This is a genomic window from Pseudorhodoplanes sp. (genome assembly GCA_032027085.1).
Classification (GTDB): domain Bacteria; phylum Pseudomonadota; class Alphaproteobacteria; order Rhizobiales; family Xanthobacteraceae; genus Pseudorhodoplanes.
On sequence record JAVSMS010000001.1, the window covers coordinates 1,405,756 to 1,431,856 of the forward strand.

Genomic DNA, 26,101 nt, shown 5'->3' on the forward strand with positions numbered 1-26,101 from the left:
ATTAAGTCCATGCGCAAGAGCCTTGACCCTTTGCCGATGAAGCGACGCTTCTTCATCGCAATAGCGTCTCCATGCCTGCTCCTCGTTGCGCTCGCCGGCCTGACCTTTCTGTCCCCGCGCGAGGCGCAAGCGACGAGCGAACTCGCCGTCGCAGCGCAATTCTTTCCCTCCGAAACCGTGAGCATCGAGGCGCCGCAGGGCAATCCGCCCGCAGCCGCAGTGCGGGCAAGCGATGGCCGGCTGCTCGGCTATGCCTTCTCCACCCGGGAGGTGTCGGGTTCGGTCGGCTATTCCGGCCGCCCCCTCGATATTGTCGCCGCGGTCACCCCGGAAGGTGTGGTCGCCGGCGCGCGCATCGTCGCGCATGAGGAGCCAATCCTGGTGATCGGCATCCCGCGCGAGGCGCTCGCCGCTTATGTCGCGAATTTCCGCGGCTATGACGTACGCGCGGCTACCGCGGTGCGCGGACTCGGCAAGGATGGCGGGCCGCAGGCCGTGGCCGGCGCGACCGTGACCAGTACCGTGATCCGCGACGCCATCCTGCGCTCGGCGCGCGCGGTGCTACGCACGCGCATCGTGCAACAGGCGCAAGCCATCCGGCTCGACCGCGAGAGCCGGCGCAGTGCGAGCTGGCCCGATCTCGTGGAGGACGGAGCGCTGCGCCGCTACCGGGTGACACGCGGGGAGGCAGCTCGCCTCGTCGGCGCGACTGATTCGGAGCCGGACCGCACCTTCATCGAACTATGGATCGCGCTCGCCACGCCACCCGCGATAGGCGAGAACCTGCTGGGCCAGCGGCTCTACGAAAGTGAGCTGGCCAAGATCGGCCTCGAGGATGACCTTCTTCTGATCGCGGCGAGCGGGCTCTATTCCTTCAAGGGCACCGAATGGCGTCGCTCCGGCGTGTTCGATCGCGTCGAGATCGTGCAGGGCCCTCACACCATTCAATTGACCGCCGACAGCCACCTCAATTTGGAGCGCATCCCCGCGGAAGGAGCACCGGACCTGCGCGAGGTCGGACTGTTCCGCATCCCCCGAGCCAGTGGCTTCGACGCCACGGCGCCGTTTCGCCTCGACCTGGTGATCGGACGCCCGCAAGGGGTGGTGGCGCCGATAACCGTACCCTTCGACTACGCCATTCCCGACCGCTATCGCCTGCGGCCGCCAGCACCCGCGGAGAAGGTGGCCGATCCGCTCCTCTCGGAACCAGCGGCAAAAGCCCCGCTCTGGCAGGACATCTGGCGCGCGCGCGCGGTCGAGATCGGCGCGCTCGTGCTGATGCTCAGCGGGCTCGGGATCATTCTCATCTTCCAGAATGCGGTGGCCTCTCACCGGCGCTTCTATCTGGCCTTGCGCACCGGCTTCCTGGTGACGACCTTCGTCTTCCTCGGACTGATCGCCAATGCACAGCTTTCCATCGTCAACGTGTTGACCTTCGTGCATGCGCTCTTGTCGGGATTCCGCTGGGAGCTGTTCTTGCTCGACCCGCTTGTCTTCATGCTGTGGAGCTTCGTTGCCGCGAGCATGCTGTTCTGGGGACGAGGGGTGTTCTGCGGCTGGCTCTGTCCGTTCGGCGCGCTGCAGGAGCTGATCAACATGGTGGCGCAACGGCTCGGCGTGCGCCAGCTGGATATTTCCTTCGGTCTGCACGAACGGCTGTGGATGATCAAATATGTGGTGTTCCTGGTGATCCTCGCGGTGTCGCTCAACTCGATCATGACAGCCTTCGGGCTAAGCGAGATCGAGCCGTTCAAGACCGCGATCACCATGAAACTTATGCGAGACTGGCCGTTTGTGAGCTATGCGCTGACGCTGCTCGTGGTTGGCATTTTCGTCGAACGCTTCTTCTGCCGCTATCTGTGCCCGCTTGGCGCGGCGCTTGCCATCCCCGCACGCATGCGCATGTTTGACTGGCTGAAGCGCTACCGTGAATGCGGCGGCGAATGCCATATCTGCGCCCGCCGCTGCACCGTGCAGGCGATCCATCCGCTCGGGCAGATTAATCCCAACGAATGCATCTATTGCCTGAAATGCCAGGCCAATTATTTCGACGAGACGACCTGCCTGCATCTGAAGAAGCGCGCCGAACGCCGCTCGCCGCGACCGACGGCGAGCGGGCCGGCCAAGGGAGGCGCCCATGCTCTCTGAGAGCGTGACCCGGCGCCGCGCCATCTCCATCTTTGCCTCGGGTGCTGCAAGCCTGGTTGCGTCGCGCGCGCGGGCGGACGAGTTGCACGAATGGCGCGGCATCGCCATGGGTGCCGACGCCCGCATCACCTTCAGCGGCGTTCCGGCGAGTGCGGCGCAGACCGCAGCCGATCTTGCCGCGGTCGAAATCGAGCGGCTCGAGCAGGCGTTGAGCCTGTTCCGTTCCGGCTCCGAAATCTGCCGGTTAAACCGGGACAAGGTGCTGACGCATCCGAGCGCCGATTTCCGCTCCGCCCTGTTGCTGGCGCAGTCGCTGGCCGCATCCAGTGGCGGCCTGTTCGATCCAACCGTACAGGCGCTGTGGGAGGCGCATGTCGACTGGTTCGCCGCGCACCCGGACGCGCCGCTGCCGCCGGAGGCGGTGATCGCCGCGGCGCGGCGGGCGGTGGACTGGCGCCGCATGTCGGTCTCGGGGCAAGCCGTACGACTTGGCGTAGACCAGCGCATCACGTTGAACGGGCTCGGCCAAGGCTATGTCACTGACCGGGTCGCGGCATTGTTGCGCGCGCGGGGTTTCGCGCATGTGCTGATCGACCTCGGCGAGCAATGCGCGCTCGGGGCGCAGGCCGACGGCAAACCGTGGGTAGTCGCGCGCGAGGGCGGCGCGCCGATCGCGCTGCGCGACGGCGGGCTCGCGACCTCCGAAGGCACAGGCTGTGTCTTGGGCGCACAGGGCGCTGCACATCACCTTTTCGATCCGCGCAGCGGCCGCAGCGCGCGTCACTGGCGGCGTATCACCGTGCATCATCGTCACGCGGCGGTGGCCGACGCGCTGTCGACGGCCCTCTACGCTGCAAGGCCGCAGGAGATGGCGGTGATCGTCGCGAAATTTCCCGGCGTCATGGTCTGGGCGACCGACCAGAGCGGGCGAGAGCGAATTTATGCGGCACCGCCGGTGCACGGCGCGGCGACTACTCCGGCAGGCTAAGCGGCCGGAGGGACGTCACGCTTGCAGCGCGCGTTGCAGGCCATCGGCAACCACATCGCTGATTCCCCGCCAGCCGCCGACATGGCCAGCGAAGGCGATGGTGCGGCCCGGCAGCGAGGCCAGAAGCCTGGGCAGATCGATGCGCGCATGCAGGCCGTGCCCGACAAACATCCCGACCACGACCGCAGGCCCCGGATGCGACTCCAGCACCTCCCCCAGCGTCGGCGGCTCATCGAGATAGGCGCCCGTGACGGCGACGAAGGGCGTCAAGGCTCTCAGCCGGTCCATCACCATCTCGGTCGCGCGGCGCGACGCATTGCCCCGCTTCGATCCATGCGCGACGAGGATGAGCGCCGTTTGCGCCGGCGCAAGACCCTGTCCGCAGGCCGCCGCTTCCGCCTTGGCAGCGATGAGGTTCGCCAGCGCCGGTTCGGCGCCGAGCGGCGGCAGGACCGTGATAACGCGCCCCGGGCGGCCTGCCTCGGCGGCCGTTCGCAAGGAACTGACTGCGATGCGCAGGAAATGTCCGTCCGCCATGAACAGCGGATAGGCAAGGATGCGGTCTGCGGTCAGCGTCTGCAGGGCCTGCGGAATCTGCGGCGTGCCTGCAATGAATCCGACGCGCGTCTCGGCAGCGAGGTTGCGGCTTGCGATATCGGCGACGAGTCGCGTGACGTCATCGTTGCTTTGCCCGTCGAGGCGTTCGCCATGCGCGAGCAGCAGCAGGCCCGCTTGCGTCTGCGGCCGGCTCAGTGGCTCGTTCCTTCGGAGAAGGTGATCTTGTTCCACACGTTATATTTGCCTGAAGGCCGCGACATTGGAATGCGCTTGACCTCGTTGAAGGTCTCCGCGTCGTAGACGATGAGCGCCCCATCCGTTTCCCAGACCGAGACGAGGGCATGACGGCCGGTCTTATCGAACTCGACATGGGCTGCGGTCTTGCCCGGCATCGGTGTCAGCTTGCGGACGACTTCGAGACTGCGCTTGTCGATGATCGTGAGCGTATCCTTGGTCGGCCCGAGCATGCCGTCGGTCCACGCATAGGGGCTGTTCTCGTGGCTGCGCATGAAGAAGCCCGGCCCCGGCGTTTCGATCACCTTCAGCACCGACCAGTCCTGCATGTCGAAGACGCTGATGCGGCCCGCCTTCAGATGCGGCGTCGCCATAACCGGACGCTTGTTCCAGAGCCAAGCGATGCCGGAGCCGAGATGCGGCAGGCCGGGCAGTTCGAGCTGCTTCACGTCGCGCCCGACATTCAGGTTGACGACCACCGCCCTGCCTTCGCGCGCTGATCCGACCAGATTTCGGTAGGGTGGATCGAAGAAAAAATCGTCAATCGGCTCCGGCACCGCGATGCGGCGCAATGCAAACAACCCCTGCGACGACGGCAGCGCCTCGACCATGCCTTTCTCGTGGGAATGAACGAGGCCGGAATAGACCGGCGGCGCGGCTGGATCGGTGGCGATCTCCCAGATTTCCGGCACGTCCTTGAGCGCGGCGATGAAGGAATTGCGCGGGTGCGCCTGATAGACGGCGGAGACGCGCGAGGACTTGCCGTCGCGGCTCTTCACCTCGAACACCTTCTCCACCGAGAGGTCATCGGCCGACAGGATAACGAGGCTGTGCGGCAGATAGTTCGCGACCGCAACATGCTTGCCGTCTCTCGATAGTGCGATGTTGCGCGAATTGATGCCGGCACGCACCTCGGCGAGGGTGGTGAGCGTCCATAGATCGTATTTCGTCACCCAGCCATCACGCGACATGAAGAACACGAAACGGCCGTCGGGCGTGAATTTTGGACCGCCATGCAGGGCAAAGCGTGTCTGAAAGCGCGTGAGCGGCTCGAAACGGTCGCCGTCGAGGATGGTCGCGTGATGGTCTCCCGTCTCGACCACGACGAACAGGTTCATCGGGTCGGAATTGTGCTTCGGCCTGTCAATCGCCTCGGCCTTGGCGTGGATGGCGCGCGTTTCGGATATCTCGCGCTCGCCCCAGACGGGAACCGCGGCGAGCGGTGTCGAGATGTATCTGGCCAGCGCGGCGATTTCGTCCTTGGAAAGCGTTTGCGCAAAGGGCGGCATCCGCGTGGCGTTACGCCCGTCGGCGATCACGGAAACCGTGCGCGGTCCCATCAGCCGCCCAAGCGCCTCGGGCAGCAGCGCGGGTCCCATGCCGCCGAACCGGTCGGCGCCGTGGCAGGAGGCGCAATGCGTCGCATAGAGCGCCGCCGCATCGGGCTCGGCCGCCGCGGGCGTCGCGACCAGCATCAGCGCCACGCAGGCGAGTTCAGCCAGTCCGGCGCGCTTCATGACGAAGTCCTCGATAGGGTGTGACGGTCACGCGCGAACCCGGCGCGCTGAGGCCGATCTCGCCATCGCTCAGATAGCAGCCGGGATCCTCGGCCCATGGGTCGCCAGTGATGCGCAGCGCGCGCACCCGCGTATTGCCGCCGCAGATGTCGAAATAATTGCAGAGACCGCAGCGTCCGCCGATCCGGCGCGGATGCGCTTTCAGTCCGGCCATGATCGGGTCGGACAGGTCTGTCCAAATCTGCGAGAACGGCCGCTCCCGCACATTGCCGAGCTTGTAGTGCCACCACATGGTGTCGGGATGCACGTCGCCGAGATTGTCTATATTGGCGACGTTGACGCCCGACGAATTTCCGCCCCATTGCACGAGCTTGGCGCGCAGATGCGCGACGCGCTCCGGCATCGTGCGCTCTGCCCAGTGCAGGAGATAGATTGCATCGGCGTCGTTATTTCCGGTGACCACCTCCACGTCCTGCTCTTCCTTCGTCCAGGCCCAGGCGCGCGCGATCAGGGTGTCCATCGCCCCTCGCGTCGCCTCCCAGGTGGCGTCGTCGCCACGATTCTTGTTGCCGCGGCCGGCATAGACGAGATGCGAGAGATAGAATTTCGAAAAATTCTCGCGCTCGACGAGATCGAGCAGCGCCGGCAGTTCGGCGACATTGTCCTCGGTCATGGTGAAGCGCACGCCGACCTTCACGCCGCGGTCGCGCAGGAGACGCAGCGCAGCGAGCGCCGCATCATACGCGCCATCCTTGCGGCGGAAGCGGTCATGCGTTGCGCCGATGCCGTCGAGTGAGATGCCGACATAATCGTAGCCCGCGTCGCGGATGCGGTCGGCGAGCGATGCGTCGATCAGGGTGCCGTTGGTCGAGAGCCCGACATAGAAGCCCATGCTCTTGGCGCGCGCCGAAATCTCAAAAATGTCCGGCCGCAACAGGGGCTCGCCACCGGATAGGATCAACACCGGCACGCGGAAGGTCTTCAGGTCATCCATGACCCGAAAAACCTCCTCGCGCGTCAACTCGCCGGCAAAGTCGCAGTCGGCGGAGATTGAGTAGCAATGCTTGCAGGCAAGATTGCAGCGGCGGATCAGATTCCAGATCACCACCGGTCCGGGCGGCTTGCGCGCGGGTCCGGACGGACCTGGTTCTATCAGTTCGCGCAGGTAATGCGTCAGGCGGAACATGAAACGATCTCCGATCCGTCAGGCTGCGATGCGCAGGCCGGTCTTTTTCAGGATGCGCGTCGAGAACAAAATCTCGTGCGCGCGCTGCGCCTCACCGAGCAGATCGGCGATTCGCTCGACCTTTTCGCGCACCTCGTCGCGCGAGCGGCCATGCACCATGGCGAATAGATTGTAGCGCCAGAGCGGCAGGTGGCGCGGCCGCTCGTAGCAGTGGCTGACGAAATCAAGCGCGCCGACGCGGGCGCCGGCTTCGACAATCGCATTATCGTCCACGTCCCAGACCGACATGCCGTTGGCGGTAAGGCCGAGCGCATAATGGTTGGGGATCACGCCGATGCGGCGGATGGCGCCCGCTTCGAGAAGGCGCGAGAGACGCGCGATCACCTCAGTCTCGCCGATGCCCACGACTTCGGCTACCGCGCGATAGGGCCGTGGCTCAAGCGGCAGCCCCGCCTGCGTCGCTTCGATCAGACGGCGGTCGACGGCGTCGAGCATGATCACACCTCCATCCGGAAGCCGACGAAGAACTCGCGCACCTTCGGCATGGCATGCACCTTCAGGCCGGTCTCCGTCTCGATCTCCGAAATCACTTCCGCGATGCGCTCGGGCCGCTCGGCGGAAATAACGAACCACATGTTCAGCTCATGCGTGCGCTCGTAGTTATGGGCGACCTCACAATGCGCGTTCACCAGATCCGCGACTGCTTCGAAACGGACCGGCGGCACCGCCATCGCGCAGAGGCAGACGTCGCCACCGATCCCGCTTGCATTCCACAACGGGCCGAAGCGGCTGATGTTCTTGCTCGCGATGAGACCTTCGAGAGTGTCGAGCAGTTCTCCCTCGCTGAGGCCGAGCGAGGCGCCGGCGTCGCGGAACGGCCGCTCGGTCAGGGGAAAGCCGCCCTGCAGGCCGTTGACGACCGCTTGCTCCGTCGGATCAGTGCAGCGTGTCAATTCATCGCCTCCTTCGCGCGGAATTTCGCGCCGGACTGCTTGAAGCAGCGCATCGAGAACAGGACGCTCTGGCGGCAGAGTCCTGTGTCGGCAAGAAGATTTAACTCGTCGATGGCTGCATAGGCTTCGCGCCGGGTCTTGGCGTGGATCATGCAGAACAGATTGTAAGGCCAGGCGGGTGGCTGCCGGCGGCGGCGATAGCACAGGCTGACCGCCGAATGGCGCAGGAACTGGCGCGCGATGTCCTTTACGCTTTGGTCGGGGATGTCCCACACCGCCATAGCATTGGCCGTATAGCCAAGCGCGCGATGGCGTACGACACAGCCAAAGCGGGTGACGATTCCCGCATCGGTCAGCCGTTGCAAGCGTTCGAGCAGTTCGGCCTCGGCAACGCCGAGCGCGCGCGCCACGTTCTCGAAGGGACGCGGCACAATCGGCAAGCCCTCCTCGATCGCGGCGAGCAACGCGCGGTCGAGTGCGTCCGGCCGGTAGCTGACCACGCTTGACGCGTCGCGCCTCTTCGTCAGGCCGCCGGAGAGCGGGAAGCCGAGATCGAGGTGATAGGCCTCGACCAGTGGCAGATCGAGTGCGGCGAGGCCGCTCTTTTTCTCGATGCGGGCGATCGTCTCGGCGACCGCATCAGCGTCCGGCGCCGCAATCACGAACCAAAGGTTATAGTCGTGCACGCGTTCGTAATTGTGATTGACGTAATGCTCTTCGTTGACGAGCGCCGCGACCTCGTCCATCCGCTCCTGGGGCACGCGCAGCGCAGCGAGCGTGGAGACGCCGACAGTATGCGGCTTGACCACCGCGCCAATGCGCGAGAGCACGCCGGAACGCTGCAGCCGCTGGAACGTCTCGATCGTCTCGGCTTCACCAAGGCCGAGCGGACGGCCGGCCACGGCGAACGGACGTTCCTCCAGCGGGAAGTCGCGCTGCCAGCGGTCGATCAGATGAAGCTCGCTCGGTTTCAGCATCGTCATTGCCCGATCTTCGCCGAGCGCGCGGTGAAGAAGATGCCGGAGGGCATTTTGGCCTCGATCTCCGCTTTCTTTGCGAAGGTCGTCGTGTCGTAGATCTGTACGCGGTTGGCGTCGCGCACCGACACCCAGGCTTCATGCCCGCGCGGGGTGAATTCCATGTGCAGCACCGCCGGCCCCGGCTTGAAGCGATGCACGACCTTCATCGTCATGATGTCCACCACGTCGATGGTGTCGTTAAGCGGATGGGCAAAATTGACCCAGACATGACGGCCGCCCGGGCGCACCACGGCGAAAACTGGCTGGCCGTAGGTCGGAATGCGGCCGACCTCGCGAAAATCGCGCACGTCCAGTGCGATCAGTTCATGGCGCCCGACTGCCGGGATCAGCAGCCTGTCGCCGGCAGGCGCCCAGCCTTCGAGATGCGGCATCTTGTAGACCGGCAGCTTCTCCTCGCCTCGGCCGTAGCCGTCGAGGATGCGCACGGCCTTTAGCGGCTCCTGCCACAGATCAACGTGAACGACGCCGTCCTCGCCGAAGAGGCCGGCGAGATAATGCCGCCCGTCCGGCGTCACGTTGCCGTCGTAGGGCAGCTTGCCGATATTCGGCAGCTTCGTGATCCTGGGCGCGCCGGGCGCGGCGAAATCGGCGATCCAGATCTCGCCCGCATCATAGAGCGTGTAGGCGAAGCGGCGGCCGGGCAGATCGACAAGGCCAACGGTCTTTGATGCCTTGCCGTCGGCGCCGCGTGCGGGAATGTCGGCAACCATGTCGAGCGTGTCCGCGTCAAAAATGCGCACTCCGCCCGGGTCGTAGTTCGACACCGCGACCAGCCTGCCGTCGTCGGAGATCGCTCCGCCGATGGCGTTGCCGGCCTGGATCAGCCGCTTGGCCACGGTTCCGAGCAGGATATCGATCTTGGTCAGCCCGCCGTCGCGGCCGAACACATAAGCGTAACGCTGGTCGGGCGAGAAGACGATGGAGGCGTGCGACAGATCGCCAAGGCTTTCGACGCGCGTGATGGCCGCACGCCGGCTGATATCGACGATCAGGACCGAGCCTGTACCGCGCTCGATCACCACACCAAGCGAGCCCGTGCCGCGCAGCTCGTCCGCCGCAAGCGGCGCGGCAAGAACCGCGCACAGGAAAAGGACGGCGTATCGCAGGCGACAAGTCATTGCAGCTTTCCACGCTTGAGCGTATCGGCGATCCAGCGTGCGTCCGCTTCGTCCATCAGCGGCCGCCATCCCGGCATCGGTGTGCCGGGCACGCCATCGAGGATAATGAGCGCCAGCTGCTCTCGGTCCCACTGTGCGAGATGTTCGGGCGTGAGCGGCTTGCCGAGACCACCCTTCAAGGTCAGGCCGTGGCAGCCGCCGCAGTCCTGGCGCACCAGGTGGGTGAGCTTTTCGGTATCAATCTTGCGGTCTTCCGCCCCAACTGCGCTTGCAAGCAGAAGCCATGCGACGCCGAGCGCGCTAGGCCACCACCTCCTGGTTGATTTCGCAGTTCGCATCATGGTGTCCGTGACGTTGCGCTGCCATCGCGACGACGCGGCCGATGATGAACAGCACAGGCCCATCAAAGCCTGCCGCATGGGCGACGGCCGACAGGTCTGCAAGCGTCGCAAATACTCGCCTTTCGTTCGGTGTGGTTCCTTGACATACCGCAAGCGCAGGTGTGTCGGATGGCAGCCCATGCTCAATGAGCTTGCGCGAAATCTCCTCGATATTGGCAAGGCCCATATAAACGACCAGGGTGGTGTCCCGATCCGCGAGGCTTTTCCAGTCAAGATCAAGCGGCCTGTTGGCACGGCAATGGCCGGTGAGATAGCGCACGCTCGTCGCCATGCCGCGATGCGTGAGCGGCACGCGCGCGGACGCGGAACAACCCTGTGCCGCCGTGATGCCGGGAATGACCTCGCAGGGGATGCCGAGACGCTCCAGCGCAATTGCTTCCTCGCAACCGCGACCGAAGATAAACGGATCACCGCCCTTCAGCCGCACCACCGTGCGTCCCTCACGCGCGAGCTTGATGAGCAGCGCGTTGATCTCCTCCTGCGGTATCGGATGAAAGCCGGCCTGCTTGCCGACATCGACACGCGCAGCACCCGCCGGAATGAGCGACAGCACATCGGCGGGAACAAGCCGGTCGTAGACCACGACATCGGCCGCGGCGATGGCGCGCATCGCCCTCACCGTGAGGAGATCGGGATCGCCCGGACCCGCGCCGACCAACAGCACCTTCCCAAGCATCATTACTCCCTGGTCACCCTCGGCACGCGGTCATTCCTTCCCTCTCGGTGCGGCGGCACAGACAGGGATATTCCGCCTGCGGACCAATCGAATTCCTGTCGACAATCTTCTCGGGAAAAACACGGGGTCTTCCGGTTTGCCCACTTAAACAATATCCAAGGTTCGTTTTTCGACTTTGATCAAACGCAAGCGGCCGTCCCGCTTGACGTGAGTTTTCGCGGACAAAATTCATCGTGAAACCTGGGATGAGGGTGACCTGACCGATATTTTGGACCAAGCGGGCATTGCATGGCCGATGAGGGGCCCACCGTCGGGATCGGGCCGTGGATGTCTGCGACCGGGGAGAAATTGCTGGCGACGGCGTGCCGCCGGACACCAATCTTCGCCTGCTACTGGCGCATGTCGGTCATCACATTCAGCAGATCCGGCAACTGAAGCTGTTCCTGCACAAACCGTTGGCAAAAACATCATGGCGCTTCTGATATGATGTTCCTTGAAGCTCTTTGAACACAGGAAAAGGGGCGGCCTGTCTGTTACCGGACTGGAAAATCCATAAGCTCAGGACAAGAAATAATGGGCCGGTTTTCCGGCCTCTATAGCGGATTGAATGGCAATGGATGACGACGACGCTAGCCGCCTGCTCGCCTTCAATGATGACAGACTGGCCCGCTTTCTCTTCGGAAGAAAAAGCGTCGAAACGGGAAGCCTCCGCGCGCTGGCGTGGATAGTGGTTTTCGTCGTGATATTTGGAAGCGCGTTCTACTTGCTGCGCTAAACAAACGCGATTCCGTCACGGTTTGGTTGGCGGCCGGTGGCGATCCCGGGAAGACTCGAACTTCCGACCTACGGTTTAGGAAATAGGAATTTATACATTAGCCATAGTTGATCGTTGCAAATTGTTGGTTCGCGGACAAGCACTTGCGCGACATCATCGTCAGTGTGCGCTGATCGAAAGCGGTCTCCGCACGGTGCTCTACACGGTGTCCGGAGAACAATTACATGGCTGTCCTGAACCTCACCGAGGCACGCATCCGTGACCTCGCACTCGGCTCTGGCATTTGGCGTGACGAACAGGCGAAGGGCCTGATGGTCATCTGCCATGCCACGACGAAGACCTACGCGGTGCAAGGAGACGTTCGGCGCAATGGCCGTCACGTGCGCACGGTGCGGGTCAAGATCGATCGCGTCGATCGCATCGGGCTTCGCGAAGCTCGCAACCGCGCGCGAGAGATCATGAGCACGATCCAGTCCGGCGTCGATCCGACCGCGAGGCAGGGCGAGACCGGCATCACTCTCGCCCAAGCGCTTGAGGCTCATCTCAGCGAGAAGCCGTACCGCGAGGCGACAAGCACGAGCTACCGATACCACGTGGACTATTACATGAAGCGGCTGCGGAACCGGGCCGTGGCCGACATCAGCCGCGCCGATGTCAGGACGATGTATGAGGACTTAAGAAGCCAGCGTGGGCAGACGACGGCAACCGGCTGCATGAGGACACTACGCGCGCTCATCAACACGGCGATGCGGATGGACGAGACGCTCACGGCCAACCCGGTCCGCGCGCTACGCATCCCCATGCCGAAGCGGCGCGAGGTCGAGCCGATCGACCTCGCGGCGTGGTGGACCGAAACGGAGAAGCTCACGCCGCAGAGGCGGGACCTGCACCGCGCATTCCTGCTCACGGGCGCCAGGCGGTCGTCGCTGCTTCAGGTCCGGCGCGAAGACGTGGACCTCGAAAAGCGCATCCTTACGTTCCGGCACATGAAGACCGGCGGCCAGATGCTGTTTCCGATGGGCGAGTTCCTCACGGCGATGCTCAGGGCACGCCTCGAAGCCGATGTCCCGCTGAACAATCCCTGGCTTTGGGCATCGCTGAGCGGCGCGGGCCATACCACCGAGCCGAAGCAGCAACGGCACGACCTGCCGAGTCCTCACGAATATCGCCATCACGCCCGTACGCTGTTCATCGCGGCCGGCGCGCCCTACGCCGAGAGCGCGCTTCTCTTGGGCCAGCGGCTTCCCGGCGCGTCCGGCGGATACGTCCACGCCGAGCACCTGGTCGAACATCTGAGGCCGCACGCGCAGGCGCTGGAGAACAAGATACTGGCGTCACGCAAGTCACCGGCCCGGCCGCTGAAGCTGGTGGGAGCGTGCGATGCCGCGTAAGTGGGTCTGCCGCGAGAAGGCCCATTCGCCGGTGCCGGTGCAAAGGGAACGGCCGGCGAAGAAGCGGGGGCGCGTTACCATTGAGGATGTGGAGGCCCTCGTCCGTTGGCTTCTCGATACGCACCGCTATACGCCCTGGTTCGACACCGAGGCGGCAGCTTCATATCTCAGGCGCGAGCCAGGAACGCTGAAGGGCTGGCGGTCGAAAGGCGAAGGCCCGCGCTTCCACATCGTCAATCGCCAGTACATCCGCTACCACCTCGACGACCTCGACGCCTTTGTGCGCGGCGGCAGGCGACAAAAATTTTTCAAGGTGCCAAGTCGCGTCGTGCAAGATCAATAACTTAGATTGGCGCCGATCCGCGAATAATAGTCCTCAAAGTGCTTGACATGTTGAAATTAGACGACGCGCGCCGCGAGGAGCCGAATTCGGCCGGCGCGTGATCGGGACCAAAGGCCTCGATCCTCCTCAGACAGGAACCCTGATCTGAACCCCGCCGGCTGGCCTAAGCCGGCGAACGAGGAGGCGTGTCCATGATGGACCCCAATGTGATCGTTGAAATCGAGGACGCGCTGCGGCGCGTGCTCGACACCCACAAACGAAGCCCCTGGCTCGATACCGAGGCGGCGGCCGCGTATCTCAGCTCGACGCCCGGAACGCTCAGGACCTGGCGCGCGCAGGGAGAAGGCCCGCGTTACCACGTCGTCCACGGCAAGGCGGTCCGATACAACGTGGTGGACCTCGACGCGTTCGTGCGCGGGGAGGCCGTGCGATGAGCGATGTCATCAATGAGATCGGGCGCGCCGTGGAGGACAGCGCGCCCGTGGATGTTCTCAGCGATACAGATCGGAGCTTCGACGTTCACGACGATGCCCCGACGCTGTGCCCCGACAAGCCGTCGTTGCCGAATGCAAAGTGGCTGCACCACTATGTCCACGCAGGCTACGAGCTGATCCCTCTGAATGGCAAGAAGCCGAAGGACGCCGGTTGGCGCCGCAAGAGCTACTCGCTTGCCGAGTGCGTCGAGTGGATGCGCCGCGGGTATAATATCGGCGTGCGGTTGCGCGAAACCGATCTGGTGGTCGATGTCGATCCCCGCTACTTCGAGGATGGCGACGATCCCTTTGCGCGGCTCAAGGCAGACTTCGCCCTGCAAGATGCGCCGTTCGTCATAACGGGCGGCGGCGGCTGGCACTATTATTTCCGCAAGCCGGCGGATGGCACGGTGGTCAACGCGCTCGCCGGATATAAGGGCATCGAGTTCAAGTCGCTCGGCCGTCAGGTCGTGGCTGCCGGCTCGATCCACCCCGATACCGACGAGCCATACCGCTTCGACGATGATCCGCTAGCCCTGACGCTCTCGGAGGCGCCGAAGGTCACCGCGGCACTCCTGGACGCGATCAGGAAGCCGTCGGGAGCGCAGTCGGCCACGGAAGCCGGCGAGATCACGCCAGAGCAGTTGGCCGAATGGCTTGAGTACATCGACGTTGCAGACTATCGCGACGAACTCAGGTGGCGGGAGTTGATGATGGCCTGCCATCATGCCACTGGCGGCGAGGGCCTGGAGGAGTTCGTCGCGTGGAGCACGTCGGACCCCGACTATGCCGACCACGGCGATATCATTCGTCGCCGTTGGAATTCCCTGAACACGAAGCGCGGTGGCATCACGATCAGGACATTGATCGCTGCTCTACCGAAGGACATACGGCGCGAGGCGGTCGAAGCGACCGAGCGATTTTCGGCAGAGGATGACTTTGCCGATGACACGGATGCGGTGCTCGTCAGCGCCCATAAGAAGTCGGCGGTCTGGAACGAGTGGGTTTGGGTGGCAGATGCCTCGCAGTTCGTGCGGCGGTCGGACGGAAAAAAGTACCGCGCCGATCAATGGAACTCGCTCTACGCCAAGCTGAAGCCGGACGGCAGCGTGCTCAACGCCGTATGGAAGGGAAACGTCCCGATCAAGAAGTTCGAGTCGCTGGTCTATCTGCCTGAGCGGCCCGAGTTTCCCGATGGCGAGCGTGGCGGGCGATACAACATCTGGCGCAAGGCGGGCGTTGAACCGAAGCCGGGAGACGTGACGCCCTTTCTGGATCACATGGCGTACCTGTTCCCGGATGAGGGCGATAGAAATCACGTTCTCGACTACCTGGCCCTACTCGTGCAGCGCCCTGCCGAAAAGATCCACTTCGCGTTGCTCATCCGTGGGGCGCAGGGAACCGGCAAGAGTTGGATCGGCCGCCTGATGGAGAGGATCGTCGGCAGCCGCAATGTCGTGCGGCCGTCGAACGACGAAGTCACCTCTCGATGGACTTCATGGATGGAGGGCGCACAACTCGCGGTCATTGAGGAACTGATGACACTTGGGCGTCGCGAGGTGGCGAACCGGCTCAAGCCGGCGATCACCGATACGACGCTGCGGATCGAGGAGAAGGGCTGCTCGATCTATTCGATCCCGAACTGTCTGAACTTCCTCTGCTTCACCAACCACGAGGACGCCTTGCCTATCGAGCGCGGCGACCGCCGTTGGCTGGTCGCCTTCTCACCTGCTGCGAAGAAGGATGACGCCTACTACGAGAACCTGTTCGGCTTCCTGGAGGGAAACGGCGCGTCGTTCGTCAAGCACTGGCTGCTGGAAAGGAAGGTCGCCTTGAACCCAAGAGGCGTAGCGCCTTCCACGTCTGGCAAGGAAGCCATGCGGCGACTTTCGCTTGGCGATGCCGAGGACTACCTTCTCAATCTGTTCGAGGAGGAGCAGATGCCCTTCAACTTCGATCTACTCCGCCTCGACGACCTGGTCGATGCGGTGCCGATATCGATGCGAGGGCGCACGAACCTTCGTGCGCGCGTCTCGAAATTGCTGAAGGAAGAAATCGGCGCCGTCGGCCACGGCCGCTACACCAAGGGCGGTCGCAAGCATCGGCCGGCCTATCAGCTCTGGTCCGTTCGCAATCATGAGCATTGGGACAGCGTCGGCGCCGCCGCACGGATCGACGCCTATCTTGAATACGAGGAGGTCCTACAAAGGCTCACGGGCCGTCAGTAGACAGGCGGCACGTCCGGTGGACGGCCTCTGCTGTCCACCGGTTATCGTAGCGATTTCATTGCATTGCCACTCAGGTAGACAGGTAGACAAGCACTTTTCAGAAATCGAACCGGAAGGAATGCACTGCCGAACGGCACATGCTGCCGAGCTACGGCGCATTAAACGGAATTCGGAAAGGCGCGCGTCTACCGTCTACCGCGAGGGCGTGTCCGACGTGGACGACGACGGCAAGCCCCACGGTGCGCAGACCCCGCAGACCTCGCGCGCGCGAGGCCGCCAGTCAGGCAGTCGGCGCGCGGTGCTAAGGCCGGCAAGAATGCGCACGGTCGCCGCAGCCTTGGCGCAAAGCCCCAGGCCAAGGCCGCGACCCTCGAATTGTGGATCATGGGGCCCAGGCTGGCGAAGGCGAGTCGGACCAAAGGCTTGGGAAACGGCGCCTAGGAAAGCACCGGCCCAGGCACCGGATCGGGCCGTCGCGCTCCTGGGGCCGTAAGCACGTGCGGCGAACAACCCACTTTCCGCCGCAGGAAGGCCGCGGCCCTGAGGCTGCCGCGTACCCTACGGCCTGCCCGGTCGAAACCGGCGCCGGTAGCTCCCCTCAAAAAATTTGTGAGCCCCGCACAATGGCTCCCCGTAGGTCCCGCGCGCTGCAAATTCGTGCGAGAGACCGAGGGGAAGTCGGGTCATGGCCGAGCAAGCAAAGAGCCGGGCATTGGAGAAACGCGAGGTGCGGCGGCCTGAGATGGACCGCGTGTGGTCGCCCACGGTCGAAGACCGCGCGCTGGACATCATCGCGAAGACCGGCTCGCCAAAGACGGCCGCGAAGGCCGTGGGCGTGTCGGCGGCCACCATCCACGATCACCGCAAGCGCGATGCCGAGTTCGGCGCGAAATACGCGCAGGCGATGGACGCCGCCTTCCACCACGTGCTCGGCCGCGCCTTCGAGCGGTCACTCGATGAGCATGAGCCGAGCGACCGGTTGATCGAGGTCTTGCTCAAGTTCAGGTGGCCGGAGCGTTTGAACAACTTCCTCGCCTTGGTCGGTGACGGCGTCGCCGACACCAGCGGCCCCGTCGGCCTCGATCCCCGCGTCATTGCCCGCATGGAGCCGACCGACCGCAACGCGCTGATTGCGCTTTTGGAAAAATACCTCGATGTCGAACAACAGACAGAGCAGCAGGTCATCACCATCGAGGGGTAGCGTCGCGGCGCGGATGCTGCGCGATTTGATCGGCCTCGAAAGGCTTGCTGTCGGTCTTTGCGAGACGGCGCCTTTGAACTGCGCAACGCAAGCCGATGCCCAGTCCATCATTGCAAGATACGCAGTTCAAACCGGTGCTGGTTTCTGGTCGCTCTACCTAATTGACCGCGGAGAACATGCTGAAATGCTTTGGGAGGATATGTCCCGCGAATATCAGCGACGTCTTGAAGGCGACACTTCTAGCTTTCGGTGCAAATCCACTTAGTGAATTGTATTACGCAGTTGCCCGTTGCCGTGGCATTCTAAGTCGCCTGCATAGCAGCGCTTGGGAGGACCACGATGATGACAGGAGCCGCAAGCAGAAGTATCCCCGAGCCGTTCTCGGTGATTGCAAGCAAGAAAGACATTGAAGAGGCGCTCAAGGACCTACGGGAACAGGGCGCGCGAATCCGCATCGACGAAGTCGCCGACGCTGATCTTGTCTACATCGCAACGATTTGGAGCTGCCTCAATCATCTCCGAAAGACAGGTCTCTCAAAAGGTCAGGTTGCGGAACTGATGACCGCATATCTAGGCTTTGATGAAATCGCTGACTGGTATAGCGACGTTACAAAAAAGAAGTAGCCCGCCGCTGCCGACGGCAAGAAACGTTAGGCGACGGCGAGCCGCCTTTCTGATCTCTCCTGGATGTCAAAGCCCGCGCAATGTGCACGGGCAAATTCAGGAGGAATTGAGCCATGACCACGTTTCGGAAGCTGCCGGGCAAGGCAGTGCGGACAAGGGCTACTGATATCAAGCGGTTCAAAGAACTGAGCCCGCGCATCTGTGACAGGCCGCTGAGCGACGTTGGGGCCAGAGCCGGCGCTGTCACCTTGGCTGGGATGCGAACTTTTCAGCGTGAAACCGGTCCAGGGTACGCTGCCTTCGAGTTGATCGCGAGCGTCGTGCCGTTGGAATACAAGAAGAACTGGGCGAAGAATCACCTCGGCCTGGTCGAGAGGCGCTGATCTGTTGGCGTTCAGTCGATAGATCGCGAAGCATCATCATCGCGTCCGGGCTTCCGGTGGGAAGCCCGAACCGCGGTGGCGGTGACGCATGCGGCTGTGCCGCGCCCGATCCGACCTCCCGCGTGCGGCGTGATGCAGCCAAAGGAGGTGCGGCGATGGCGATAAAGAAAGTGGCCCTGGGTTCCCGTTGGTTGTCCGCGACGGACATGATCGACCGGCTCAAGCAGGCCCGAGAAAATCGAGAGCGGCAATCGAAGCTGCTCGACTCGCTCAACGAGCAAGCGAAGCGCCGACACGATGAAATCGAGCGCTCGCTTGTCGACTTGCCCCAGCCGCAGCGCGGCGAGATCGTCGTCCGCACCGTGAACGGCTACCGTAACGAGCTCAAGCGGCAGAGCGCCGATGCGCGGCGTGCCCACATGAAAGAGGCCGGCCGTCTGCTCGAACAGACTGACGGCGCCCGCGCCCACTACCAATCCCCGGTGCAGATGCTGATGCGCGAGGGCCTCGGCTCTGAGCGGCGCAGCCGCCTGCTTCAGCAGATCGCGCACTCTGGTCCCGTCGAGCTCGCATCGTTGGCGGAATTCGCCGCTGCCACCAACGATAAGGAGCTCGGTGCGGTGCTGTGCGCCCGCGTCTCCGATCTTCCGCCCAACGAGCGGCCGTTCAGCTCACGTGACCTTGCGGACGCGCTCGTGGGTGAGGAGCATCGGCGCGTCACCGCGGCGCTGATGGAGGTGGACCGTCTCACCCAGGAGGCGGCGCATGCCGACAGCGCCTTCGAGCGCGGCACGGCAAACCCCGTTCGCTCGATCAGGATCGCCCGCATGAAGCAGGCCGAGGCGGCGCTCGGCGCTGATCTGGCCAACCTGGATGAACCCGAGGACGAGGAGGAGTGACATGCCGATTTTTGTTTTCTTCGCCGCCAAGGAGAACGTGCGCCGCTCGGACGGCTGTAACACCGTGGTCGCGCCGGGCGCCGATCCGAGCGCGGCACGGGCCGTCGCAGAGCAACTGCTCGGTGAGAACGCGGGCGCACTCAACGGCTTCGCGGCGGTCGAGATGACCGAAGCCACCGCGGCTTTCGCGGTGCAAGGCCATCCGCCGGTCGGCGGCTCGCCCTGGCCGTCTCTGGGTCGCGGCGGCAATCCGCTGCGAGGCTCGTGATGTCCGCCGCAGCGATCTCCCGCGGCGAGCACGACCGCATCGTGCGCGAGGCCCTCGCCGGCGTGTTCGCGCTCACGCCGCTTGACCTCTACATCTACCTCGGCGGCGAAGCCGAGGCGTTCGACGAGGTGGCCCGCGCGATCATGGAGTGGTGGCTGAGGTCGAACGGCTACGCCGAGGAGGACGTTGCGCCGTCCTGCTGGTCACCGCGCAAGCGCCTGTGGGTCCGCCGCGAGGCGTGGCCCGAGGACGCGCCGTGGCTGTGCGAGGTAGCGCACTAAGTGACTATCGCCGGGGCTTCCGCTCCGGGGCGGTGAGCAATTCCCCTGGTGTCTTCTGTAGCCCGTCGGCAATCTTCACGATCACGTCGAGCGACGGGTTGCGCACTCCGCGCTCGATCCCGCTGATATAGGTCCGGTCGATCTCGATCTCTAAAGCAAGTTCCTCCTGCGATAGGCCGAGCGCATCCCGCGCCGCCTTCACGTTTTCCCCCAGTACCCGCCGGTAGTCCGCCATGGGCACATGGCGCCCCGAAGGTGACTGACAGTCCACGGACTCAGCGTCACATTTTGGTTCGCAGCCGACCCTGTAGACGATAATCTACAAGCGGAGATTGAGCCGGATCGCGCTTATGGAGACGCTCTCAGCCATGGTGGAGTGGACCTACCGGGCCGTCGCGACCTGGTATGCGGCCGCTATCATCGGCGGCGTGCTGATCCTAATAGCCGAACGGCTGTCCCGGCGGCGCGAGCCATCCGACGACGACGTTAAGAGAGCCGCCCAGCGATACCGGCAGTGGTACGGAAACGACGCGCTGGCCGTGATCGCCGACCACATCCTCGCGGCATCGTTTGCGCCGGACACGCGGCACAAGCGCTTTCTTAAGCGCGTCGTCCGCGAACTCTGGCTTGGCGCGGTGACTGATGCCGACCGCGCCGCCGCCATAGAACATAGAAGCAAACCTTAGATTTCGAGCTTCAGGTCGAGTTTCACGGCGTCGGGACGCACCCCCGCGATTTCCGAGATGCGCTGACGTGCCCATGCCATGACATCTGCGATTGTGCCAGTTCGTGGCGCCTCGCTTGACTCATCGTCCGGCACCTCTGCGTGGGCGTGGTCCTCCACCTCCTGCTGGACGATTTCTTCCGGCTCGATCTCCGTCCCCAAGCCAGCGATTAATTCGTCAATCGTAAACGCAGCAAGCGGCACGCGGCCTTTCAAAATTCCTGAGCCCACCGAATTAGCTGACCCAGGCTCCTTCGGGTCCAAGGCGACCCACATGCCATAATTGTCCCTGACCACATGGCCTGCCTTCACGCGGGCTGCATAGGCCGCGTTGAAGCGCTTCCCCACTTCGTCAGCAGGCAGCAGGTAAGTCTCCACCTTCTTTGGATCGTCCTTGGAGTCCACCGTCGAGACAAGGACCAGGTCAACGTCATTAAGGGTCTTCCATTTGGTGCCCTTCGCCAACGGGGGAAAGGCAATCCACCGGTCGCGGGTGGTCCGAATCGATACCGTTTGGGTCTTTCCATCCCGTTCTGCCGTGTAGATGTTTGACAGACCCCTGCCCGGCATCCGAACCAGCTTGTAGCCGCCAGCCTCTGCGCCCTTCTTCGCAGCATCTACCATTAACCGCCAAGCGGTCGCCTCGCCTACTAATTCCTTCAATCGATTAGCCATTTTGGCCTCCCGTGTCTTGGTTACGCCCTACTCGCCCGATGTAGACTAACCAATTAGCATAACCAATTGATCGAGTCAATTGATTTGTCATTTAGTTTGCAATTGGTGCGCAGAATCGATCAGACAGACGCGGTGTGTTCGGATAAGTTGCGAGTCAGCATTTCTAGAAGCACTCGCGATGACCGACCGTCTAACCCCCATCCAGCGCAGCCAAAATATGGCGCGCATCAGAGGTAGAAATACGAAGCCCGAGCTGGCGGTCCGATCCGCGTTGTTTAAGGCCGGGTTCCGCTTTCGGCTTCATAAGAAGGGACTGCCGGGGCGGCCGGATCTTGTCCTTCCAAAGTATCGCTTGGCAGTATTCGTGCATGGCTGCTTCTGGCACGGCCACAGCTGTCGCCGCGGCAGTCTTCCGGCATCGAACGTCGCGTTCTGGACTAAGAAAATCCGGGGCAACGTCGAACGCGATCAACGAAATATCGCCGCGCTTCGTCAGACCGGCTGGAACGTGGCCGTGCTTTGGGCTTGCAAGTTGGAAGCAGACACAACGAAGCTAATCCGCAAGCTTCGGGTGCTAAGACAACGAACCAGAGCTAAAGCTCGACGGAATTGACGAGGTAGCTGGCGAAATAACGCGCAAGCCTGGGCGGCACCGCGTTGCCGATCATCCTAGCGATCGGCTCGATCTGCTCCGTGGGATAAAAAATGTAATCATCCGGGAACGATTGGAGCGCCGCAGCTTCGCGAAGTGAAATCCCTCTGTTCTGCTTGGTGTCATAGTGGCCATAGCGGCCGTTTGAAATGCTATGGCACTTCGTCGTAATCGTCGGCGACGGCCTGTCCGGATGCATGCGAGTGTAAACGTCGCTGAAACACCTGTCGCCAAGGCGCTTATTCACCTTCCGATGACAGTTGAGCGACAGATCACCGTATTTGGTGTCTTCCATATATGCGTTCGATTGCCCGGGCTTTGCGGAAGCTATGCGCCTTAGGTTCAATTCGCTTAGCGTTCGCGTTCTATGATTTGGAATTCCCGCATGAATTGCTCCGGCCTTGAGCGGAGGTAGATGGGCAATCGCATCGGCGACAGAAATAACGGATGCATTAGGGTCGGCTTCTGGCACGAGAAGCTCATCCATCATCAAATCCGCAAATCGTTCCGATCGTACGAGGTCGCGACGAACGGCGATTAGGATTGATCGCTTACGGAATTGTGGAATTCCAAATCGCGAGGTGCAGACAACTTTGGAGCCGGTCGCATAACCCGCCTTTTCCAAGATATCTCGAAAATCGTCCCACACTCCTCCATACTTAGGGTCTTTGATGCCCGCGACGTTTTCGGAAAGCACGAGTTCGGGTTCAAAACGACGAACGAATGAGGCCGCCTTGCGCAGCAGATTGCTATCGCGCTCCCGCCCCTTTTTCCGCTCGCGGGTTAACGCTTTCCGGGACAGGCGAGTGAAGGGCTGGCAAGGGGCACAAATTGCGAAAAGCAACGGAGCCCGCGGAGCCTTCCGTCTGTAGTAGGGAATCAGCTCATCAAGCGCGTGCGCCAACTCGCGACGCTGCCCGTTCGGATAACTCTCCGACTTGGGAAAGATATCGTAATTCAAGAACCTCGCGGGCGCATAGTCGAGCGTCTCGTTTATGTTGTTTTCGGCGAACGTCTTTTCGCAACGAGAGTCTTTATCGACGCCGGCAATTACATAACCGCCCGCATCGATGAGACCGCGGGTTGTCCCTCCGGCGCCGCAAAAGAAATCCACCGCGATGAAACGCGGAGCGCGCCTCTCCGCGGCACGCTTCGACTTGCGGCGATCCTTAGTCATTTGAAGCGACCTTCTTGATGCGCTCGATATCGGCGTCGGAAAAAACGCGCCATTTGTTCCGATCTCTCTTCACATCAGCGATCTTCTTGTCTCGAATCCATCGAAGCAGGGTCGGCTTGGAGATGCCGATTTCCTTGGCCGCCTCAACGGTTGAGAAGGTGCGGTTTCTCGCCACGAACGCCCCCGTGAATATACTCGAATATACTCGTGATTCGTTAACGGGCAAGCACCTTGCAACCGATTCCTTCTTTCTCAACAAATGGTTGCACGAGATTTGCCGGCCGGATGGAGGGCCGCCCAGCGATCCTGAACCCAACATTCTCTTGCTGTGTTCGTACATTTATGAAATATACGAAAAATAACGCTGGAGGGTGCACAATGGTTCGCGAGAATGACCGAGAAAAATTCGTTCAGTTGGCACAAGCGCGGGTCAACAAGGCGCTTAAGGACATTCAGCTCATCGGAAATCTGTCAAACAGATCAAATTATGACTACACCGATGAAGATGTTACGAAGATTTTTAAGGCTCTGAACGAAGAACTAGCCGCCTGCAAGAAGCGGTTTGACACAAAAAAGAAGAACGGAACGATGAAATTTACGCTCGGCTAGGGGGATAAGTACATGAATTCAAAGGATATTTGCCTCCGCCTTCTTTCGACTGAGGCGGAAAAGGCGATTGACCAAATCATTGAATCAGTTCCGGAGATGAAGAATTCCAAGAACTGGAAGCCTTTGGACGGCCGCGAGACCAATTTCAACGTTACAGGCAACCAGGCCTCTGATGGCGGCAAGGCGCTCACCGAGCTGATGACGAATATGGTGGACGCTGTCCTGCTGAAGCGCGCTTACGAGAAGGGAATCGACCCCAAGGACCCGAAGAAGGCCCCGCCGACCATGTACAGGGCCGTGGACGTCCTCATCAAGAACATGCGCGGCGGCAAGCTGGTAAACCTGACCTCGAATGACCCGTGGCTCAAGGACTTCGCTCAGAAAAACTTAGCAATCGGGATCACGGGAGCTAAGTCAAAATCTGAAGGCCTGCCCTGCTACACGTTCGCGGACAACGGCGAGGGGCAGAATCCGGACGACTTCGAGCGGACATTTCTATCGCTGAGTGCGGGAAACAAGAAGTCCATCCCGTTCGTTCAAGGCAAGTTCAATATGGGATCGTCGGGCGTACTCAGCTACTGCGGTCGCAACTGGTATAAGCTGATCGTTTCACGACGGTATGACGGCAAGGGAGACTGGGGCTGGACACTGATGCGCCGCCGACCGGGCGACCGCAATCAGATGCCGATTGCCGAGTTCTTCGTTATGCCGGATGGGCGAATCCCCCGCTTCAAAGCAGAAGAGATTTATCCGTTTCATACGGCTGATGGGAAGCGCTATGACCGAATGCATCTGTCGGCGGGAACGATCGTCAAGCTGTTCGACTATCAGGTCGGCTCAAAGTTTCTAAATTTCCGCGGAACCAGAGAAGCACTCAACGAAAATTTGGTCGAAACCATACTTCCGTTCAGAATTCTAGATCTTCGCCAGAAGCCCGACCCAAAGCGCGGCGGAGATCGGGCGCTTGGCGTCGATCCCCGCGCATTTTACGGAATGGAATTTCTCCTTATGAATTCTCACAAGGAGGAAGGCGCTGAAGATGAGGAAGAAGCTGCCGGTCAAAAGCTGTTGTTCGTCGGAAAATTCACAGACCCGGTGCTAGGCGAGGTCTCTATAAGCGCCATTCACCTCAAGCGCGAACTCCCGGGATGGCTCAAGCCAAACAGCACCAACAACCGTGTATTTCATGCGGTAAACGGACAGGTCCAGTTCAAACAAAGTCGCGGATACCTGTCGCAAAGCTGCGGCTTCCCCGCTTTGAAGGACCGGGTGGTTCTTGTTGTCGATGCCAGCGGTCTGACGTTCGCTGCTCACAACGAAGTTTGGAAAGGCGACCGCGAACACATTCGTGAAACCATAGACGGCGAACGCTACAAAGAGATGGTCACCAGAACCATCAAGGAGTCCGAGACGCTCAAGGACCTCCAAATGAAAGTCGCTCAGGAAGAATTGGAGCGCGCGTCAAAAGCGGAAAGCAACAATCTCTTTCAGAAGCTCGTCGACAGTGATCCCAATTTGGCGGGCCTTTTGTCGAGCCGCGACCCAACAATCAGGCTCCCTGCGGCTGGCGGCGGAAATGCCGGCAAGGACAGTGGGACGGACGAATTCAAAGGCCAATACAGTCCAACGTTCGTCCGGCTCGAAGAGAAGCTTGAGGCGAAGGGATTGGAAATCCCGTTGAACAGAAGCAGGCCGCTCGGTGCCCGAACGGATGCAGAGAACGGATACCTCCAGCGGGCGGACTACCCCGGCCGCGTGCTCCTGAATCAGCAGGTGCGCGAGAATTTTTCGGTGCGCGAACATCTGAAGGATGGCCGCTTAACAATTTACCTTTCGCCCATCGAAGGCAAGTTGAAGGCCGGCGACACGTTCAAACTCCGGATTGGTCTGCTCGATGGCGCAATGGCCGAAGCCGTTCAATCCGAAGAAATAACTTTCAAGATTGCCGATGAAGAAACCGAACAAAAGAAGAAGGATAAACCAGAGCCTAAGGAAAAAGCGGCAAAGAGTGGGGATGCCAAAAACCAGAAAGGCGATGGCGAGAGCGCGCCCACACATGGCTTGCCGCGTTGCGTTTTGCTCACGCGGGATGGTCGTGAAGTGGATGGCTACGCCGTAGAAAAATGGCCCGATGACTTCTCAGAAGCCGATGGCGGCGCAATCGCGGATTTGGGCGAGGAGGTTGTTTATAAAATCAACTATGACAACGCGTATCATCTGAAATATCGACTTTCTCAGCGTGGGGACATTCCGAGGGAGGTGGTAACCGAGAAATTTATATTAGGGATGCGAATCCTCTTGTTAGGTTATCAGCACGCGTTCAAAAGCATCCAGAAATCTAGTGGCGCAGAGGGAAATGGTATTTCGGAGTACGCTGACGAGTTCCGCCGGACAGCAGCCAGGGCGGCCGCATCCACAGTCTTGGCGCTCGCAGAGAATCTTCCGAAGATCGTTGATGCTTCGTCGGTGCAAGGCCAAGAGGTCGAGTAGCGCGGATCAATTGCGAACGAACAGCAGGTCTCGTGCGCAACAAGGGTGATCTGAATGTTCAGTGGCCGAAAATTCGAGGTCGCCATCAC

Annotated in this window: 32 protein-coding genes; 19 read left to right on the forward strand and 13 right to left on the reverse strand. The window is 61.8% G+C overall.

Annotation, left to right across the window (positions count from 1 at the left end):
* Nucleotides 1–36 precede the first annotated feature (36 nt).
* Complete coding sequence (locus RO009_06825) at nt 37–2,148, forward strand: 4Fe-4S binding protein (GenBank protein MDT3684737.1); 2,112 nt, start codon at nt 37–39, stop codon at nt 2,146–2,148.
* A complete protein-coding gene (locus RO009_06830) occupies nt 2,138–3,136 on the forward strand; it encodes an FAD:protein FMN transferase (GenBank protein MDT3684738.1) in 999 nt (332 codons plus the stop codon). The genes RO009_06825 and RO009_06830 overlap by 11 nt, the downstream gene beginning before the upstream one ends.
* A 15-nt stretch (nt 3,137–3,151) precedes the next feature.
* Here the strand turns inward: RO009_06830 and RO009_06835 are convergent, their stop codons facing one another.
* From RO009_06835 to cobA, 9 genes are read right to left on the reverse strand one after another with little or no spacing between them, the layout of a single operon-like run.
* On the reverse strand, nt 3,152–3,925 hold the full coding sequence (locus tag RO009_06835; protein ID MDT3684739.1) for a CbiX/SirB N-terminal domain-containing protein: 774 nt from the start codon (nt 3,923–3,925) through the stop codon (nt 3,152–3,154).
* Entirely contained in the window at nt 3,886–5,445 is a 1,560-nt protein-coding gene (locus RO009_06840; GenBank protein ID MDT3684740.1) for a cytochrome D1 domain-containing protein, read from the reverse strand. Before RO009_06840 ends, RO009_06835 begins: the two co-directional genes overlap by 40 nt.
* Nucleotides 5,423–6,631 carry a heme d1 biosynthesis radical SAM protein NirJ gene (gene nirJ / locus RO009_06845; protein ID MDT3684741.1) on the reverse strand — a complete coding sequence of 403 codons (1,209 nt, stop codon included), beginning with the start codon at nt 6,629–6,631 and terminating at the stop codon, nt 5,423–5,425. Before nirJ ends, RO009_06840 begins: the two co-directional genes overlap by 23 nt.
* Nucleotides 6,632–6,649: 18 nt before the next feature.
* Nucleotides 6,650–7,126, reverse strand: a complete 477-nt coding sequence (locus tag RO009_06850; GenBank protein MDT3684742.1) for an AsnC family transcriptional regulator — start codon at nt 7,124–7,126, stop codon at nt 6,650–6,652.
* 2 nt (nt 7,127–7,128) lie between these two features.
* Nucleotides 7,129–7,584 carry an Lrp/AsnC family transcriptional regulator gene (locus RO009_06855; protein ID MDT3684743.1) on the reverse strand — a complete coding sequence of 152 codons (456 nt, stop codon included), beginning with the start codon at nt 7,582–7,584 and terminating at the stop codon, nt 7,129–7,131.
* On the reverse strand, nt 7,581–8,567 hold the full coding sequence (locus RO009_06860) for an AsnC family transcriptional regulator (GenBank protein MDT3684744.1): 987 nt from the start codon (nt 8,565–8,567) through the stop codon (nt 7,581–7,583). Before RO009_06860 ends, RO009_06855 begins: the two co-directional genes overlap by 4 nt.
* Nucleotides 8,564–9,742 (reverse strand): cytochrome D1 domain-containing protein, encoded by a 1,179-nt coding sequence (locus tag RO009_06865; GenBank protein ID MDT3684745.1) that lies wholly within the window; start codon nt 9,740–9,742, stop codon nt 8,564–8,566. Before RO009_06865 ends, RO009_06860 begins: the two co-directional genes overlap by 4 nt.
* The gene (locus tag RO009_06870; protein ID MDT3684746.1) at nt 9,739–10,080 is read right to left on the reverse strand and encodes a cytochrome c; all 342 of its coding nucleotides are present in this window, start codon (nt 10,078–10,080) and stop codon (nt 9,739–9,741) included. Before RO009_06870 ends, RO009_06865 begins: the two co-directional genes overlap by 4 nt.
* Nucleotides 10,043–10,822 carry a uroporphyrinogen-III C-methyltransferase gene (gene cobA, locus RO009_06875; GenBank protein ID MDT3684747.1) on the reverse strand — a complete coding sequence of 260 codons (780 nt, stop codon included), beginning with the start codon at nt 10,820–10,822 and terminating at the stop codon, nt 10,043–10,045. Before cobA ends, RO009_06870 begins: the two co-directional genes overlap by 38 nt.
* 320 nt (nt 10,823–11,142) lie before the next feature.
* Between cobA and RO009_06880 the strand changes: the two genes are divergently transcribed.
* The 13 genes from RO009_06880 to RO009_06940 all read left to right on the forward strand — a co-directional run bounded on the left by RO009_06880 (nt 11,143) and on the right by RO009_06940 (nt 19,685).
* Entirely contained in the window at nt 11,143–11,301 is a 159-nt protein-coding gene (locus tag RO009_06880; GenBank protein MDT3684748.1) for a hypothetical protein, read from the forward strand.
* A gap of 131 nt (nt 11,302–11,432) precedes the next feature.
* Nucleotides 11,433–11,594, forward strand: coding sequence for a hypothetical protein (locus RO009_06885; GenBank protein ID MDT3684749.1), 162 nt, complete (start codon nt 11,433–11,435; stop codon nt 11,592–11,594).
* A gap of 224 nt (nt 11,595–11,818) precedes the next feature.
* A complete protein-coding gene (locus RO009_06890; protein MDT3684750.1) occupies nt 11,819–12,985 on the forward strand; it encodes an integrase in 1,167 nt (388 codons plus the stop codon).
* Nucleotides 12,975–13,328, forward strand: a complete 354-nt coding sequence (locus RO009_06895; GenBank protein ID MDT3684751.1) for a helix-turn-helix domain-containing protein — start codon at nt 12,975–12,977, stop codon at nt 13,326–13,328. Before RO009_06890 ends, RO009_06895 begins: the two co-directional genes overlap by 11 nt.
* Before the next feature lie 191 nt (nt 13,329–13,519).
* Nucleotides 13,520–13,762 (forward strand): helix-turn-helix domain-containing protein, encoded by a 243-nt coding sequence (locus RO009_06900; GenBank protein ID MDT3684752.1) that lies wholly within the window; start codon nt 13,520–13,522, stop codon nt 13,760–13,762.
* Nucleotides 13,759–16,029, forward strand: coding sequence for a bifunctional DNA primase/polymerase (locus RO009_06905; protein ID MDT3684753.1), 2,271 nt, complete (start codon nt 13,759–13,761; stop codon nt 16,027–16,029). The genes RO009_06900 and RO009_06905 overlap by 4 nt, the downstream gene beginning before the upstream one ends.
* 685 nt (nt 16,030–16,714) lie before the next feature.
* Complete coding sequence (locus tag RO009_06910) at nt 16,715–17,230, forward strand: hypothetical protein (protein MDT3684754.1); 516 nt, start codon at nt 16,715–16,717, stop codon at nt 17,228–17,230.
* 13 nt (nt 17,231–17,243) lie between these two features.
* Nucleotides 17,244–17,495 (forward strand): hypothetical protein, encoded by a 252-nt coding sequence (locus tag RO009_06915; protein ID MDT3684755.1) that lies wholly within the window; start codon nt 17,244–17,246, stop codon nt 17,493–17,495.
* Between the two features lie 74 nt (nt 17,496–17,569).
* Nucleotides 17,570–17,854 (forward strand): hypothetical protein, encoded by a 285-nt coding sequence (locus RO009_06920; GenBank protein ID MDT3684756.1) that lies wholly within the window; start codon nt 17,570–17,572, stop codon nt 17,852–17,854.
* 113 nt (nt 17,855–17,967) lie between these two features.
* Nucleotides 17,968–18,237 (forward strand): hypothetical protein, encoded by a 270-nt coding sequence (locus tag RO009_06925; GenBank protein ID MDT3684757.1) that lies wholly within the window; start codon nt 17,968–17,970, stop codon nt 18,235–18,237.
* Between the two features lie 155 nt (nt 18,238–18,392).
* Nucleotides 18,393–19,136, forward strand: a complete 744-nt coding sequence (locus tag RO009_06930) for a hypothetical protein (GenBank protein MDT3684758.1) — start codon at nt 18,393–18,395, stop codon at nt 19,134–19,136.
* A gap of 1 nt (nt 19,137) precedes the next feature.
* A complete protein-coding gene (locus tag RO009_06935; protein ID MDT3684759.1) occupies nt 19,138–19,404 on the forward strand; it encodes a hypothetical protein in 267 nt (88 codons plus the stop codon).
* A complete protein-coding gene (locus RO009_06940; GenBank protein ID MDT3684760.1) occupies nt 19,404–19,685 on the forward strand; it encodes a hypothetical protein in 282 nt (93 codons plus the stop codon). The genes RO009_06935 and RO009_06940 overlap by 1 nt, the downstream gene beginning before the upstream one ends.
* A gap of 4 nt (nt 19,686–19,689) precedes the next feature.
* Here the strand turns inward: RO009_06940 and RO009_06945 are convergent, their stop codons facing one another.
* Nucleotides 19,690–19,920, reverse strand: a complete 231-nt coding sequence (locus RO009_06945) for a helix-turn-helix transcriptional regulator (GenBank protein ID MDT3684761.1) — start codon at nt 19,918–19,920, stop codon at nt 19,690–19,692.
* A 97-nt stretch (nt 19,921–20,017) separates the two neighbouring features.
* Here RO009_06945 and RO009_06950 point away from each other — a divergent pair, with 97 nt between their 5' ends.
* The gene (locus tag RO009_06950) at nt 20,018–20,371 is read left to right on the forward strand and encodes a hypothetical protein (GenBank protein MDT3684762.1); all 354 of its coding nucleotides are present in this window, start codon (nt 20,018–20,020) and stop codon (nt 20,369–20,371) included.
* Here the strand turns inward: RO009_06950 and RO009_06955 are convergent.
* The gene (locus RO009_06955) at nt 20,368–21,084 is read right to left on the reverse strand and encodes a hypothetical protein (GenBank protein ID MDT3684763.1); all 717 of its coding nucleotides are present in this window, start codon (nt 21,082–21,084) and stop codon (nt 20,368–20,370) included. The two genes, RO009_06950 and RO009_06955, sit on opposite strands and share 4 nt — an antisense overlap.
* Nucleotides 21,085–21,262: 178 nt before the next feature.
* Between RO009_06955 and RO009_06960 the strand changes: the two genes are divergently transcribed.
* Nucleotides 21,263–21,697: a very short patch repair endonuclease gene (locus RO009_06960; GenBank protein ID MDT3684764.1), complete on the forward strand. Its 435-nt coding sequence runs from the start codon at nt 21,263–21,265 to the stop codon at nt 21,695–21,697.
* On the opposite strand, the gene RO009_06965 is transcribed toward RO009_06960, so the two are convergent.
* Both RO009_06965 and RO009_06970 read right to left on the reverse strand, forming a co-directional pair.
* Complete coding sequence (locus RO009_06965) at nt 21,678–22,913, reverse strand: DNA cytosine methyltransferase (GenBank protein ID MDT3684765.1); 1,236 nt, start codon at nt 22,911–22,913, stop codon at nt 21,678–21,680. The genes RO009_06960 and RO009_06965 overlap by 20 nt on opposite strands.
* On the reverse strand, nt 22,906–23,088 hold the full coding sequence (locus tag RO009_06970) for a MerR family transcriptional regulator (protein ID MDT3684766.1): 183 nt from the start codon (nt 23,086–23,088) through the stop codon (nt 22,906–22,908). Before RO009_06970 ends, RO009_06965 begins: the two co-directional genes overlap by 8 nt.
* Before the next feature lie 203 nt (nt 23,089–23,291).
* On the opposite strand from RO009_06970, the gene RO009_06975 reads away from it, so the two are divergent.
* Complete coding sequence (locus tag RO009_06975) at nt 23,292–23,522, forward strand: hypothetical protein (protein ID MDT3684767.1); 231 nt, start codon at nt 23,292–23,294, stop codon at nt 23,520–23,522.
* 12 nt (nt 23,523–23,534) lie between these two features.
* Complete coding sequence (locus RO009_06980) at nt 23,535–26,012, forward strand: hypothetical protein (GenBank protein ID MDT3684768.1); 2,478 nt, start codon at nt 23,535–23,537, stop codon at nt 26,010–26,012.
* The last annotated feature ends 89 nt before the right edge of the window (nt 26,013–26,101 follow it).

Excerpts from the sequence above, each read along its gene's own strand:
- RO009_06825 (MDT3684737.1), top strand. The coding sequence starts at position 37 with ATGAAGCGACGCTTCTTCATCGCAATAGCGTCTCCATGCCTGCTCCTC.
- RO009_06830 (MDT3684738.1), top strand. The coding sequence starts at position 2,138 with ATGCTCTCTGAGAGCGTGACCCGGCGCCGCGCCATCTCCATCTTTGCC.
- RO009_06840 (MDT3684740.1), bottom strand. The coding sequence starts at position 5,445 with ATGAAGCGCGCCGGACTGGCTGAACTCGCCTGCGTGGCGCTGATGCTG.
- nirJ (MDT3684741.1), bottom strand. The coding sequence starts at position 6,631 with ATGTTCCGCCTGACGCATTACCTGCGCGAACTGATAGAACCAGGTCCG.
- RO009_06850 (MDT3684742.1), bottom strand. The coding sequence starts at position 7,126 with ATGCTCGACGCCGTCGACCGCCGTCTGATCGAAGCGACGCAGGCGGGG.
- RO009_06860 (MDT3684744.1), bottom strand. The coding sequence starts at position 8,567 with ATGACGATGCTGAAACCGAGCGAGCTTCATCTGATCGACCGCTGGCAG.
- RO009_06865 (MDT3684745.1), bottom strand. The coding sequence starts at position 9,742 with ATGACTTGTCGCCTGCGATACGCCGTCCTTTTCCTGTGCGCGGTTCTT.
- RO009_06870 (MDT3684746.1), bottom strand. The coding sequence starts at position 10,080 with ATGCGAACTGCGAAATCAACCAGGAGGTGGTGGCCTAGCGCGCTCGGC.
- cobA (MDT3684747.1), bottom strand. The coding sequence starts at position 10,822 with ATGATGCTTGGGAAGGTGCTGTTGGTCGGCGCGGGTCCGGGCGATCCC.
- RO009_06885 (MDT3684749.1), top strand. The coding sequence starts at position 11,433 with ATGGATGACGACGACGCTAGCCGCCTGCTCGCCTTCAATGATGACAGA.
- RO009_06890 (MDT3684750.1), top strand. The coding sequence starts at position 11,819 with ATGGCTGTCCTGAACCTCACCGAGGCACGCATCCGTGACCTCGCACTC.
- RO009_06895 (MDT3684751.1), top strand. The coding sequence starts at position 12,975 with ATGCCGCGTAAGTGGGTCTGCCGCGAGAAGGCCCATTCGCCGGTGCCG.
- RO009_06900 (MDT3684752.1), top strand. The coding sequence starts at position 13,520 with ATGATGGACCCCAATGTGATCGTTGAAATCGAGGACGCGCTGCGGCGC.
- RO009_06905 (MDT3684753.1), top strand. The coding sequence starts at position 13,759 with ATGAGCGATGTCATCAATGAGATCGGGCGCGCCGTGGAGGACAGCGCG.
- RO009_06910 (MDT3684754.1), top strand. The coding sequence starts at position 16,715 with ATGGCCGAGCAAGCAAAGAGCCGGGCATTGGAGAAACGCGAGGTGCGG.
- RO009_06915 (MDT3684755.1), top strand. The coding sequence starts at position 17,244 with ATGCTGCGCGATTTGATCGGCCTCGAAAGGCTTGCTGTCGGTCTTTGC.
- RO009_06920 (MDT3684756.1), top strand. The coding sequence starts at position 17,570 with ATGATGACAGGAGCCGCAAGCAGAAGTATCCCCGAGCCGTTCTCGGTG.
- RO009_06925 (MDT3684757.1), top strand. The coding sequence starts at position 17,968 with ATGACCACGTTTCGGAAGCTGCCGGGCAAGGCAGTGCGGACAAGGGCT.
- RO009_06930 (MDT3684758.1), top strand. The coding sequence starts at position 18,393 with ATGGCGATAAAGAAAGTGGCCCTGGGTTCCCGTTGGTTGTCCGCGACG.
- RO009_06935 (MDT3684759.1), top strand. The coding sequence starts at position 19,138 with ATGCCGATTTTTGTTTTCTTCGCCGCCAAGGAGAACGTGCGCCGCTCG.
- RO009_06940 (MDT3684760.1), top strand. The coding sequence starts at position 19,404 with ATGTCCGCCGCAGCGATCTCCCGCGGCGAGCACGACCGCATCGTGCGC.
- RO009_06945 (MDT3684761.1), bottom strand. The coding sequence starts at position 19,920 with ATGGCGGACTACCGGCGGGTACTGGGGGAAAACGTGAAGGCGGCGCGG.
- RO009_06955 (MDT3684763.1), bottom strand. The coding sequence starts at position 21,084 with ATGGCTAATCGATTGAAGGAATTAGTAGGCGAGGCGACCGCTTGGCGG.
- RO009_06960 (MDT3684764.1), top strand. The coding sequence starts at position 21,263 with ATGACCGACCGTCTAACCCCCATCCAGCGCAGCCAAAATATGGCGCGC.
- RO009_06965 (MDT3684765.1), bottom strand. The coding sequence starts at position 22,913 with ATGACTAAGGATCGCCGCAAGTCGAAGCGTGCCGCGGAGAGGCGCGCT.
- RO009_06975 (MDT3684767.1), top strand. The coding sequence starts at position 23,292 with ATGGTTCGCGAGAATGACCGAGAAAAATTCGTTCAGTTGGCACAAGCG.
- RO009_06980 (MDT3684768.1), top strand. The coding sequence starts at position 23,535 with ATGAATTCAAAGGATATTTGCCTCCGCCTTCTTTCGACTGAGGCGGAA.